General features: G+C 51.7%; 10 protein-coding genes. 8 read left to right on the top strand and 2 right to left on the bottom strand.

Features of this window, described 5'->3' with window-relative positions; translation table 11 throughout:
* Positions 1–144: 144 nt before the first annotated feature.
* A complete protein-coding gene (locus tag QEH52_RS18365; protein ID WP_308952414.1) occupies positions 145–1,125 on the bottom strand; it encodes a LacI family DNA-binding transcriptional regulator in 981 nt (326 codons plus the stop codon).
* A gap of 269 nt (positions 1,126–1,394) precedes the next feature.
* On the opposite strand from QEH52_RS18365, the gene QEH52_RS18360 reads away from it, so the two are divergent.
* The 8 genes from QEH52_RS18360 to QEH52_RS18325 all read left to right on the top strand — a co-directional run bounded on the left by QEH52_RS18360 (position 1,395) and on the right by QEH52_RS18325 (position 10,654).
* Positions 1,395–2,462 carry a Gfo/Idh/MocA family oxidoreductase gene (locus QEH52_RS18360; protein ID WP_308952413.1) on the top strand — a complete coding sequence of 356 codons (1,068 nt, stop codon included), beginning with the start codon at positions 1,395–1,397 and terminating at the stop codon, positions 2,460–2,462.
* The gene (locus QEH52_RS18355) at positions 2,462–4,105 is read left to right on the top strand and encodes a GDSL-type esterase/lipase family protein (RefSeq protein WP_308952412.1); all 1,644 of its coding nucleotides are present in this window, start codon (positions 2,462–2,464) and stop codon (positions 4,103–4,105) included. The genes QEH52_RS18360 and QEH52_RS18355 overlap by 1 nt, the downstream gene beginning before the upstream one ends.
* Positions 4,106–4,147: 42 nt before the next feature.
* Complete coding sequence (locus QEH52_RS18350) at positions 4,148–4,894, top strand: SDR family NAD(P)-dependent oxidoreductase (RefSeq protein WP_308952411.1); 747 nt, start codon at positions 4,148–4,150, stop codon at positions 4,892–4,894.
* Positions 4,895–4,938: 44 nt separating this feature from the next.
* Entirely contained in the window at positions 4,939–5,955 is a 1,017-nt protein-coding gene (locus QEH52_RS18345; RefSeq protein ID WP_308952410.1) for a zinc-dependent alcohol dehydrogenase, read from the top strand.
* The gene (locus QEH52_RS18340) at positions 5,952–7,112 is read left to right on the top strand and encodes a Gfo/Idh/MocA family protein (protein ID WP_308952409.1); all 1,161 of its coding nucleotides are present in this window, start codon (positions 5,952–5,954) and stop codon (positions 7,110–7,112) included. The genes QEH52_RS18345 and QEH52_RS18340 overlap by 4 nt, the downstream gene beginning before the upstream one ends.
* A gap of 4 nt (positions 7,113–7,116) precedes the next feature.
* The gene (locus QEH52_RS18335) at positions 7,117–8,073 is read left to right on the top strand and encodes an NAD(P)H-quinone oxidoreductase (protein WP_308952408.1); all 957 of its coding nucleotides are present in this window, start codon (positions 7,117–7,119) and stop codon (positions 8,071–8,073) included.
* Between the two features lie 79 nt (positions 8,074–8,152).
* Positions 8,153–9,679: a glycoside hydrolase family 3 N-terminal domain-containing protein gene (locus QEH52_RS18330; RefSeq protein ID WP_308952407.1), complete on the top strand. Its 1,527-nt coding sequence runs from the start codon at positions 8,153–8,155 to the stop codon at positions 9,677–9,679.
* An 81-nt stretch (positions 9,680–9,760) separates the two neighbouring features.
* Positions 9,761–10,654, top strand: a complete 894-nt coding sequence (locus QEH52_RS18325) for a glycoside hydrolase family 3 C-terminal domain-containing protein (protein ID WP_308952406.1) — start codon at positions 9,761–9,763, stop codon at positions 10,652–10,654.
* 157 nt (positions 10,655–10,811) lie between these two features.
* Here QEH52_RS18325 and QEH52_RS18320 read toward each other — a convergent pair whose 3' ends face one another.
* Positions 10,812–11,078, bottom strand: a complete 267-nt coding sequence (locus QEH52_RS18320; RefSeq protein ID WP_308952405.1) for a hypothetical protein — start codon at positions 11,076–11,078, stop codon at positions 10,812–10,814.
* Positions 11,079–11,917 lie beyond the last annotated feature (839 nt).

Genomic DNA, 11,917 nt, shown 5'->3' with positions numbered 1-11,917 from the left:
AGAACGCAGATGCACTTATACAAACTAGAGCCAGGAGAGCCAGTGGCAGTTGGACGGGGTTCTGGAATTAGCTCACCGCACTTTTAATCACACCCTTAGAGCAAGGACTGCCATGGCTTTGCTATTACATTCGAGCGCGTGCGCTTAAGTGCTGATTTCAGACTTTTTTCTCACGCTTTCGCGAGAAATGAGTAAGTAGGGGATCACGGTTTTTGCAGGCATATCATCGCCTCTAGCTTGCGCCTCGATGACGTCCGCCGCCGCAATGGCCATCGCTGAATAGTCAGGAGTGATAGTAGTTAATGGAGGCACTGTGTATTGTGAAGACAGGGTTTGTTCGGAAGCGATCAGTGAGATGTCTTTCGGCACCTGACGGTTATAGAGCGAGAAAGCGTAATAGGAAACGACTCCTGCGTTACCACCAGGGCAAAAAAGGGCGTCCACTTCCTGTTTGAGTAGCTTCCCGATCAGTTCGACATATTTATCGGTGCCGTGACCTGAAAAGTAGATCAGGCTTTCATCCACTGGGAGCTTACAACCGCTCAGAGCTTTCACGATTCCGTCATGGCGAAGGTCGGCATTTCCGGTGCCTGGATCGCCGTGTATAATACAACCGATTTTTTGACAACCACGCGCATGCAGGTGTTCAATGGCCAAGCGCATCCCCTGTGCATTGTCGGATTGAACATAATAAACATCGGGTGAGTTCGCTGGTCCATCTCGATCCATTATCACGAGGGGCATGCTGTAGCGGTCCGACCAATCCGTAAAGGTGGATGGCTCCGCTCCGATCGCGATGGCTGCGCAAAATTGAATGCCATCCAGGCGATCGCGATTGTTCTCGGGCAGGATTTCTAAGCGAAAGCCACGGCGCGACATCTCTTGCACCAGCGCCATGAGAATCATGTCCACACAGCTCTGGACCGGATACACGGGCGCGTAGGGAGTGATCACGACCACGTTCTTTTGCTTCAGCGAAGGACGTGGGCGATAGTCCAGCTCGCGTGCAGCGTCAAACACCCGCTTTCTCACATCGAGGTGGACGTTGGGGTGATGGTTGAAGACTCTGGATACGGTGGCACTTGAGACTTTGGCCAGTTGTGCGACGTCGGATATTTTTGCCATGCTGCAAACTGTGTACGTGCTTTGGTTTTGTTTCAAGGATTATGAAAAAAATACAAGGATGCTGCTTTATTCAGAAAGAAATCGAAATTTTATAAAATTGTAAGTTATTTTCATGCAGTCGATTGAGGTGTTTTCACTTGATGTAGATCGGCTTTCAAAGGACGATCCGAGCACAGATCGTTCTACTTCGCCAAGGGATCGCACTGTATTTGTAACTGGACCCTTCCAGTTTTTCATAAAATTGAAAATTTCCCTTTCGCTGCACACGCATGATGCAATCCCCCATTCAATTTGGAGTCTGTGGTCTTGGCCGTTTTGGCCTGGAGCATTGCCGCCACTTTTCCCGAGAACCGAGTCAGTATCAGGCGGTGGCTTTTTGTGATATTGATGCTGCAAGAGCTGAGGCGGTCGCTGTGGAGTTTGGTGGCCGGGCCTATTCGGATTATGCGAGCTTTCTCGCCAATTCTGATCTGGAGTTGGTGATTATTGCGACCCGCTCTTTGGATCATGCGCAGCACGCGGAACAGGCATTGGCAGCTGGTAAGCTTGTGTTGCTGGAAAAACCGATTGGTGTGACGGCTGCGGATTATCAATTGCTGCAGCAACTTGTTCAGGCATATCCTGGAAAACTTTATTTCGGGCACAATCATCGCTTTGAGCCGGCGTTTGAGAATACCCGTGCGATCCTCGCCTCTGGTTTGTTGGGGCAGCTTCAAGTGGTGAAGCTGAGTAAATACCATGACTTCATGCGTCGTAATGATTGGCAGATGCGCTTGGACTGCGGGGGTGGACAGCTGAGTGTGTGGGCGCCACATTTGCTGGATCAGGGCTTGCAGCTTCTGGGCGCTCCGGTGCGTGATGTGTGGAGCTACCTGCGCCGTATTTTGACGCCGGGCGATGCGGACGACCATGTGCGCATTATGCTGCAAGCGGAGAACGGTGTGGTGGCCGAACTGGAGATTAGTAATTCTGTGGCCATCGCAGGTCCGTATTGCACGATTTATGGGGACCGTGGCACCTTGATTTACGATCAATCACAGCAAGCGATTCGTCTTAAATATTTAGAGCCCGAGTTTCAATGGTCTGAGGCGACTGCCTGCGAGGGAGCGGATCGGCGCTTGGCGGCTGATGGGGATTTACCTTGGATTGATGAGACACGTGCGGTGCAGCCTGCAGGAAGCATGTGGGAACGTGTCGAAATCGAATTGGCGCGTCATCTCTATGACGCGATTCGCCATGGCATTCCGTTCCCGGTTAAAAATAGCGATGGGCTGGAAGTGGTGCGCATCACTGAAATTGTGAAACAACAAAACCCGCAGTTTAATTGGATCGGATAATGAAGAAAATTAAGATTGGCCAAATCGGCACGGGGCATTTGCATGCTTATAAAATACGGACCTTGCTGCAGTATCCTGAAGTGTTCGAATTTATCGCAGTCGCTGAAGACGACCCGGCACGTCGGGCCAGCGCTCAAGGGAGTGATACTTATGCGGGTCTTGAGTGGGTGGATAGCGATGCCTTGTTGGCGATGCCTGAACTGGATGCAGTGCTGGTTGAAGTGGAGGAGCATGATACTCTCGAAGTGGCACAACGCTGCATTCGCGCGGGTAAGCACATTCATATGGATAAGCCTGGAGGTGAGTCCTTGCCGCCGTTTCAGGAATTACTGGCGCAGGCAGAACAGCAGCACTTGACTGTGCAAATGGGCTATATGTATCGCAATAGCCCGGCGATTGAGTTTTGCTTGAAGGCTGTCCGTGAAGGGCTGCTGGGCAATATTTCTACCATTGACGCCGCGATGAATCGCTATGACGGCGAGGACTTTCGCCAATTGATGCGGACCTTTCAGGCGGGCGCGGCTTATATCTTTCTGTGCCACTTGATTGATCTGGCGGTGATTATGATGGGAGCCCCCGAGCGTGTGATTCCTTTGTCGACCTGTACCCGCTCTGATGGTGTGATGGATAATGGTTTTGCCGTGATGAGTTTTCCGGATGGTTGCACGGCTTCGTTGCGAACGACGATTGTCGAGGTCAGTGGTTTTGAACGGCGTAATCTAGTTGTTTGCGGAGACCGGGGCACGCTGATCGTGCAACCGCTGGAGCTGGAAGGGAATCAAGCGGGAGGGCGTGTCTTTCTCAATTTACTCGAAGCTCGCGGAGGCTTTAAACAGGGACTGCAAGAAATCCCGCAAGCTCCGCTAAAGGATCGTTACGCGGATCATTTGCTAGAGTTCGCGCGTATCGTTGTCGGTGAAATTGAGAATCCATACTCGTATGCGCATGAGCTACTGGTGCAAAAATGTCATCTGCAAGCTTGTGGCTATGATTTGGAGGAGACTCTGCCTGAGGTTAATGGACTTCAACGCTACCAGAGGGCAAATGCAACGCTGTCGCCTCCTTCGGCAGGTGAGGTGCGGGTGGTCTTTTTCGGTGATTCGATTACTGATTGCTGGGATTTAGATGTCTCTTTTCCTGGAGAGAATTATATTAATCGTGGCATCGGGGGGCAAAATACCAAGCAGATGTGCGCTCGCTTGGCGCAAGATGTGCTCGCGCTTCAACCTTCTGTGGTTTGGTTTATGGGCGGGACCAATGATATTGCACAAGGTGCATCCTGTGAGGATATTTTGGACAATGTGCGCTTTGTCGTGAGTCGCTGTCGCCAGGCCGGCATTCAAGTCGTGCTTGCTTCGTTGTTGCCGGTTTCGGACTATCATCAGCACAAAGATTCTCTTTGGGAACGCAGAAAATTGCGCCCGCAGAATCGTATTAAGGAAGTGAATACTGGACTTTCTGAAATTGCTGCCAGTAAGGGTGCGATCTATTTGGATTTGTTCTCTCTTTTGATTGATGCGAACGATCAAATGCCAGCGGATCTTGCCGATGATGGGCTACATCCCAATCCCAAGGGCTATGATTGTATCGCGCCTTACGTTAAGCAAGCACTGGAGCGGGCGAAGTCTCGTTGCTTTAAATAAATCATTTTTAACTTTTTAATAACTAAACATATTTAATCACCTATGAGATTTAAAGATAAAATAGCCCTCGTCACTGGAGCTGGCTCAGGTATGGGCCTGCTGAGTGCGCAACAATATGCAGCCGAAGGGGCGAAGGTCGTACTGGTCGATGTCAATCGCGAGGCGGTTGAAGCGGCCGCGAAAGCCATTTGCGATGAGGGCGGGGAGGCTAGCCACTTTGCGCTGGATATTCGTCATTTCGATGAAGTGCAGCAGGCGACTGAGTTTACCCTAGAACGCTATGGGCGCATCGATATTTTGGTCAACTGTGCGGGGGGTAATCCGCACCGCGTTTGCAACTGTCCGGGCGGGTTCGAGGAGATGACGCTTGAGGCGCTGGACTGGGGCATCGATGTGAATTTTAAAGGGCCGATCTATTTTTGCCGCGCGGTGCTGCCAACGATGATGCAGCAGAACAGTGGTGTCATTATTAACCTTGGATCGGTGGATGGCGTGACCGGTGCAGTCGGTGGCGTTGTGTATGGGGCCGCTAAGAGTGGAATGATTGGTTTGACTAAGTCGCTGGCACTCGCAGGTGCAAAATATGGCATTCGCGCTTGTTGTGTGTCGCCCGGGCCGGTCATGACACGCGCCGCAATGGCTGCGATGAAGACGCCGCTCGGCCGTGCCGCTGAGCCGGAAGAGGTGACTAAGTTGATTCTTTACCTCAGTTCCGACGACGCGGCTTTCATTAGCGGCACCAATTACCTGATCGATGGTGCGCGCAGTTGCGGCGGCAACGAGGCTTAAGGGCGCGTTGCGGTATTTTTACAGCACTTGTCTTAGGCATGCATATGAAACGAAAACAAATTGTATTCACTGGCGTGGGGTGTGCAGAGCTTCAGGAGGTTGCTATGCTTCGAGCCGGAGATGATGATGTGTTAGTGGCGAACGATGTTTCAGCGATCAGCGCGGGCACCGAGCGCGCCTGCTTGTTGGATCTCCCCAACTTGGGAGACGAACCTCAAGGCTGTTTTCCTAAGACGCTCGGCTACAGCGGTGTGGGGCGTGTGATCGAAGTGGGCAAAAATATTCGCAGTGTGGAGCCGGGCGATCGGGTTCTCACGCACTGGGGGAGTTCACATTCCAACTTCAATTGCATTACCGAGGATAACCTTTTTAAGATTGTAGACGATTTGATCCCATCCGAGCACGCTGTCTTTGCGGTGATTGCGGGCTTCTCTTTGAATGCGCTGCGTAAGACGCGCTTGGAGCTTGGCGAAAGCGCTGCAGTGGTGGGGCTGGGGATCTTGGGACTGTTTGCCGTGGCGCTGTCTCGTATCGCGGGAGCGGCACCTGTCATTGCGAGCGATCTGAATGCGGCGCGCCGTGAAATTGCCTTGGGCCTGGGCGCGCATTTCGCCTTCGATCCTGCCGGCGCTGACTATGTCGAACAGGTCAAAGCGGCTGCGCGGGGTGGAGTCAATGCGGTCATTGAAGTGACGGGGCAGTCGATTGCGATGAAGCAGGCGCTTGCGCTGACTGCGCCTTTCGGGCGTATTGCATTGCTCGGGTGCACGCGTGTTTCTGATGCTTCGATTGATTACTACCAAGATGTGCATCGGCCTGGAATTGAAATGATTGGAGCGCATACGATGTCGCGACCTAAACTTGAATCGCGTCCACATTCGTGGACTTGGAGGGACGATGCTCGTGCCATCTTGGATTATATGTCGGATGGTCGTTTGGACATGAGCCAAATTGTATCCACCCTCTATTCTCCTTTGGAGTCGTCTGCTGTGTATGCGGCTTTGGCGAAAAATGAAAACTTTCCCGTCGGGGCTGTATTTGACTGGAATCAATTAAAATGATGCGACACTGGAAAATTGCCATTATTAAAGATAGTTCCAAGCCGATGCTGGGGCTGCATGGTTTACATACTGCATTTCGGGGCTTGCCGAATGTTGAGGTGGTCGCGCTGGTGGATTCCAATACGGATAATTTGGAACGGAAGATGGCTCAGGTTCAGGCCCGTGCCCACTATGCGACTTGCCAAGCGATGCTGGCGCAGGAAGCACCGGATATTGTTGCCATCACATCGCGTCACCCGAGTGATCATTTAGAGCAAATTCGGATGTTGGCGCAGCGGGGATGTCATATCTATTGCGAGAAGCCTGTGAGTGACTCCTTCGCCGAAGTGGACGAGATCATTCGGATTGTCGAAGCGAGTGGGATTAAATTCGCTATGGCGCACCCCGCCCGCCACGACATCGCTTTTCGCACGATGAAGCATATGATCGACGCGGGTGCGATCGGTAGGCCTTTGTCAGTGGTCGGTCGCGGTAAGTGTGACCATCGTGGCGGGGGGGAAGACCTGCTAGTGCTCGGCACGCATATTCTCGATTTACAGACCTATTTCTTTGGTGCTCCTGAGTCGGTGATGGCCGATATTCGAATGGAGGGGCAGCTCGCTAAACGCTCCGATACGGTGAAGACGGTGGAGCCCATTCGTCCGGTGATCGGAGATGATATTTTTGCGGTTTTTCAACTGAAAAATGGCGTGCGCAGCAGCTTCGAAACCCGGCGAGGATTGTATCAACCGAAGCAGCCCGCGCCGCATATGGGTATTCGTGTAATGGGTACCGAGGGCGTGCTTTCGCTACGCTTCGACGACGCCGGAAATCAACCCTTGCTGCTCAGTCGCCAGGGTTGTTGCCCTGACGATCATCCTGAGTTTGAAGCTGTAGCTCTGCAGGAAGACCGGGTGATTCCCGGAGCCGAGCCCTTGGACCGTTCACTTTCCGGCAGTCCGGATGTGCCGCACGCTCCATGGTTTTTAGCCGCCAACCGTTTCGCAGTTTGGGATCTGATGCGCGCAATCGAAACAGACGGCGAAGCGATCGCCACGCTGGCCGATGCCCGGACGGTGGCCGAAATGATTGAGGGCATCTACACGGCACATTTAGAGCGTCGCACGCTCACTTTTCCACTCACTAATCAGGCGCATCCGCTTGTTGAAAAAGTATAATACTATGAAAGCAGTAATAATCGATAAGGATCAAAACTTAGTCTGGTCGGACGTTCCAGACCCTGTCGCCAAGGAGAATGAAATCTTGGTAGAAGTGCACGCCGCGGCATTAAACCGCGCCGACTTGATGCAGCGGGCTGGCAATTATCCACCCCCTCCAGGCTGGCCCACATGGCCGGGCCTCGAGGTGGCGGGTGTGGTGCTCGAAGCGCCAGAGAATGGACGCTGGAAAGTTGGCGACAAAGTTTGCGCCTTGGTCGGCGGTGGGGGCTACGCCGAAAAAATCGTTTTGCCAGCCGATATGGCTTTGCCGGTGCCTACAGGGCTTTCTATGGTCGAGGCGGCCGCGATTCCTGAAGCCTTTACCACATCGTATCTCAACCTCTGCCTCGAAGGTGGTATGCAGGCGGGCGATACGGTCTTTATTCAAGCGGGCGCGAGTGGACTCGGCATGGCTGCGATTCAACTCGCCAAAAGCTTGGGGGCGAAGGTTGTGACAACGGTCGGTTCCGAGGAGAAGGCGCAATTCGTGCGTGATTTGGGGGCGGATGTGGTGATCAACCGCAAGCAACAAAACATTGCCGAGGAACTTGCGAAGCATCCAGTGGATGTGGCCATGGACTGTGTGGCGGGGCCTAACCTTGGGCCTTGCTTGGAAACTATGGCACGTGGTGGGCGCTGGATCGTGATCGCTACCTTGGGCTCGGTTAGCAGCGAGATCAACATGCTCGATTTCTTTAAGCGTGGCGTGAAGCTGATCGGTAGCACCTTGCGCAGTCGCAGTAGCGAGATGAAGGCGGAGATCCTACAAGACTTGGAGGCTAAAGTATGGCCTGCCTTGTCTTCCCAGGACATCAAAGTCCTCATTCATGAGACTATGCCTGTCACGGAAGCGGAAGCCGCACATGCAATTTTAGAACGCCAGGAAAATCTGGGTAAAGTAGTCCTCTTGTTACGGTAGATTCTGTGAGATTGTATTGGTGAAATACCATTTATCTTGGGCTGCCTGTGCCTAACCGAAGTTTGCGCTTATGTCTATAATGGAAGAACGAAAAGAACTAGTTGATAATTTTGTTGAGAATTTGATTTCGCAGCTGACGATAGACGAGAAGCTCTCGCTGTGTCATGCCGCGTCCAAATTTGCCAATTCAGCCGTCGAGCGCTTAGGGATTCCTGAGATGACAATGTCAGATGGGCCGCATGGCGTGCGGCAGGAGATTAGTAAAGACAGTTGGGATCCCGCAGGCTGGGACGATGATAATAGTACTTATTTGCCCACCGGTATCGCGCAGGCGGCCACATGGAGTCGTTCCATGTTAGCTCGCTGTGGCAGTGTCTTGGGCGCGGAGGCTCGCGATCGTGGCAAGGATATCATTCTGGGCCCTGGTTTTAACATCATCCGCACACCTCTTTGCGGGCGTAATTTTGAATACTACAGCGAGGATCCCTTCTTGATTCAAGAACTTGCGGTGCCTGCGGTGCAAGGTATTCAAGCTCAGGATACGGCTGCCTGTGTCAAACACTTCGCTGCCAATAATCAAGAGTTGAATCGTTTTGGGACGGATGTGGAGATGGATGAGCGCACCCTGCGCGAAATCTATTTACCCGGCTTTGAGGCGACTGTCAAAGCCGGTGAGGTGCTGACGGTGATGGGGGCCTATAATAAGTTTCGTGGGCAGTATTGTTGTCACCATGAATACCTAGTGAACGACATTTTAAAGACCGAGTGGGATTTTAAGGGGACCTATATCAGTGATTGGTCGGGGGTGCATTCGACCCCGGAAGCAGTCGAATTTGGTATGGATTTGGAAATGGGCACCGGTCGGCCCTATGATGACTATTACCTCGGCGCGGGGTTCCGGCAGGGCTTGGAGTCAGGTGTCTATAGCGAAGGCCAATTGAACGATAAGGTGCGGCGTAATTTGAGAACCCTTTATTTAGCGGGTGCTTTCGATGCCGAGCGCAAGCCGGGGGCGCGCAATACTCCGGAGCATCAAGCCACTGCGCGCGAGACCGCACGCGAGGCGATGGTGCTATTGAAGAATGATGATTCCGTGCTGCCTTTGAATCCAAAGGCGATTAAAAAGCTGGCGGTGATCGGCAAGAATGCGGTGGCGAAACATTCGAACGGAGGCCATAGCTCTGCGGTGAAATGTCTCTACGAGGTCACTCCGCTTGAGGGTATTCGTCAGTATTTGGGTGATACGGTGGAGGTCGTATATGAGCCCGGCTACAGCGATGGTGAGGCAGGCTTGAGTGCGATTCCGACCGAGTATTTAGCTACGGTGGATGAGGGCTCGGGCGTTAAAGGTTGGAGTGTGAGCTATTATGCCAACCAGAAATTTGAAGGGCCGGTGGTCTTTAGTGAATACACGGAATTGCCACGTTTTAAGCGGGAGGACTTTGTGGCACCCGAGGGCATTGATAGTTATTCTCATTCTGCAGTTTACCGTGCAAAATTGAAGGTTCCCGAAACGGGTGATTATTTGTTGACTGTGGTGACGGATGGCAGCGTGTGCTTGAAGGTTGACGGAGCTGAGCAGATCAATGCCACTGGGTTGACCTAATGTGAGAAACGTAAGGTCACTTGTCACTTTGAGGCAGGTAAAACTTACGAACTGGAATTGTCCTATAAGTGCGGTGAACCAATGTATTGCTTCTATTTCGGATGGGTGCCTTGTTGGGAAGATGAAGCCGCGCATAGTGAGGAATTTTCAAATGCCTTGGCGCTTGCCCAAGACGCGGATGCGGTGATTTTTTGTGGTGGTTTGACGCACCGCAATGATCTGGAAGGTCAGGACCGTCATCATCTAGCCTTGCCGGATGAGCAAGATGTACTGATCGAGGCCTTGTTGCAGGTAAATCCTAATACCGTGATCACGCTAGTGGGCGGTTCTCCGGTGCAAATGCCCTGGATCGAACAAGCCAAGTCGGTCTTGTGGATGTGGTATGCCGGCATGGAAGGGGGGCACGCCGCTGCGGAGTTGCTCTTCGGGGCTGCTTCGCCCTCTGGTCGTCTGCCAGTGACTTTTCCTAATTCGTTGGAAGAGTCGCCCGCTCATAAGTTGGGGAGCTACGAATTCGATAAGAGCGTCTATTCCGAAGGCTTGCAAGTCGGCTATCGCTATTACAGCACCCAGTCGATTCAGCCATTGTTTGCTTTTGGGCATGGTCTATCGTATACAGAATTTGAATACGAGAATCTGCAGCTGCTGGCAGGCGAGGGCGATGCTGCCGTAACAGCCACACTGGATGTGCGCAATATAGGATCCCGTGCGGCTAAAGAAGTTGTGCAGTTATACCTGCAGGATGTCGAGGCTTCGGTATTTCGCCCCAAGATAGAGCTGAAGGGCTTTGAAAAAATAGAACTCGCCCCTGGCGAGACCCAGCAGCTGAGCTTTGAGCTCACGGCGCGTGATCTGTCGTTCTATGATGTGGATGCCCGTGCCTGGAAGGCCGAGCCGGGTGAGTTTATCGTGCATATTGGTCGATCCTCGGTGGACCTTCGACTCAGTCAAAGCATTGTGCTGGAGATTCATTAAGCTTGCTGGTTTGTGCCGACGCCAGGGCAAAACAATCATCAGAGCTCTTTGCCTTGGTGACGCGTATGTGCCTTGGTGACGCGTATGGGGTTATCGACGTCACCCGAATGATCACGCCGGGGCACGATTACAGGAAACGGGCCGACATGCCTACTGGTTAGCTCCGTTTTCTTAATAGTGGAATCGTGATTATTATTCCAGCGACGAATGCACCTTCTGCGAATGCGAGAAGCAGATTCTTTTCATAAAATCGGGGGTCTTTCCCTGTTTCTTTGAGATACTGGTCAAAAGCCCACTCAATCGAAACGCTCCCGAGTCCTCCAAGCAATGCAAACAGGAGTATTATCTTGAGTCCTTTTCTATCGAACCCAAGTGATTGGAACCATTTCTTGATGGTATACTGATCTGCTAGATCATCTTTCATTCTTTGAACCCTGAAGTTATCAACGCGGCTGCGCGCGATTGATAACTTCAGGGTTCGGATTTCTCAATGCTTAAATTCACCTCTAGATAGAAAATAGTGTCACTGCCTTGCTTAAACTCTTTGATGTATTGATTTTTGTTTAGGGGAATCCTCACTTCTGTAGATTCATAACTCCGAGGTTGGTAAAACAGATGGGAAGTGGTGTTCTCGGTCGTCCTAATTGCTAACTCGGTGATATCTCGCTCACTCCTTTTAAGGTAACCGGGGTAATTGTAGATGAAGACTTCTACATGGGGGCTGTCTTGGCCTTTGATTGTTACGGTCTCGAGTTCTGATTCTATATTTGAGCGAAACGTGATCTTCAGCTTTTCATCTTTAGTTAAGGAGAACTTCTCCGCGAAGCCGCTAAGACCTATTAGGTCATTTTGCTTCTTTTCGAAATCGTTTCTTGGTTTAGGCATTAATGGCTTCCATGCGTAAGAAGCACATGAAAAAAGAATGAATGATAAAATTACTAGTATTCTGTGTTTCATTACATTAATTTCCCGAATGATGAGCATGAGTTATGTCGCGTTAGCGACATTGTTCAGTGCGACTGGTTGAACAAAGCCGCTACGCGGCGGTTTCTCTTTGAGCGTTGTTTCGGGATGGGGCGTCAGTGTAAAAGTTAAGTTCCGGGACAGGCTAGTTTTTAGCTAACCTGCCCGGATGAATAAAACTAAGTTATCAAAAACTAAGTCGTCCAAAACGTATCAGCAGTTCTATGCGCATGTCCATAGTAAAGCCTACTCGCCTCGCAGTCGTGAGACCTACCTTCGTTGGGTGGCATGCCTCGCCGT

It is taken from the genome of Thalassobacterium maritimum, assembly GCF_031127805.1.
GTDB lineage: Bacteria > Verrucomicrobiota > Verrucomicrobiia > Opitutales > Coraliomargaritaceae > Thalassobacterium > Thalassobacterium maritimum.
The sequence above is the reverse complement of the archived record's forward strand: the minus strand, read 5'-3'. Positions and strand labels throughout refer to the sequence as shown.

Excerpts from the sequence above, each read along its gene's own strand:
- QEH52_RS18365 (WP_308952414.1), bottom strand. The coding sequence starts at position 1,125 with ATGGCAAAAATATCCGACGTCGCACAACTGGCCAAAGTCTCAAGTGCC.
- QEH52_RS18360 (WP_308952413.1), top strand. The coding sequence starts at position 1,395 with ATGATGCAATCCCCCATTCAATTTGGAGTCTGTGGTCTTGGCCGTTTT.
- QEH52_RS18355 (WP_308952412.1), top strand. The coding sequence starts at position 2,462 with ATGAAGAAAATTAAGATTGGCCAAATCGGCACGGGGCATTTGCATGCT.
- QEH52_RS18350 (WP_308952411.1), top strand. The coding sequence starts at position 4,148 with ATGAGATTTAAAGATAAAATAGCCCTCGTCACTGGAGCTGGCTCAGGT.
- QEH52_RS18345 (WP_308952410.1), top strand. The coding sequence starts at position 4,939 with ATGAAACGAAAACAAATTGTATTCACTGGCGTGGGGTGTGCAGAGCTT.
- QEH52_RS18340 (WP_308952409.1), top strand. The coding sequence starts at position 5,952 with ATGATGCGACACTGGAAAATTGCCATTATTAAAGATAGTTCCAAGCCG.
- QEH52_RS18335 (WP_308952408.1), top strand. The coding sequence starts at position 7,117 with ATGAAAGCAGTAATAATCGATAAGGATCAAAACTTAGTCTGGTCGGAC.
- QEH52_RS18330 (WP_308952407.1), top strand. The coding sequence starts at position 8,153 with ATGGAAGAACGAAAAGAACTAGTTGATAATTTTGTTGAGAATTTGATT.
- QEH52_RS18325 (WP_308952406.1), top strand. The coding sequence starts at position 9,761 with ATGTATTGCTTCTATTTCGGATGGGTGCCTTGTTGGGAAGATGAAGCC.
- QEH52_RS18320 (WP_308952405.1), bottom strand. The coding sequence starts at position 11,078 with ATGAAAGATGATCTAGCAGATCAGTATACCATCAAGAAATGGTTCCAA.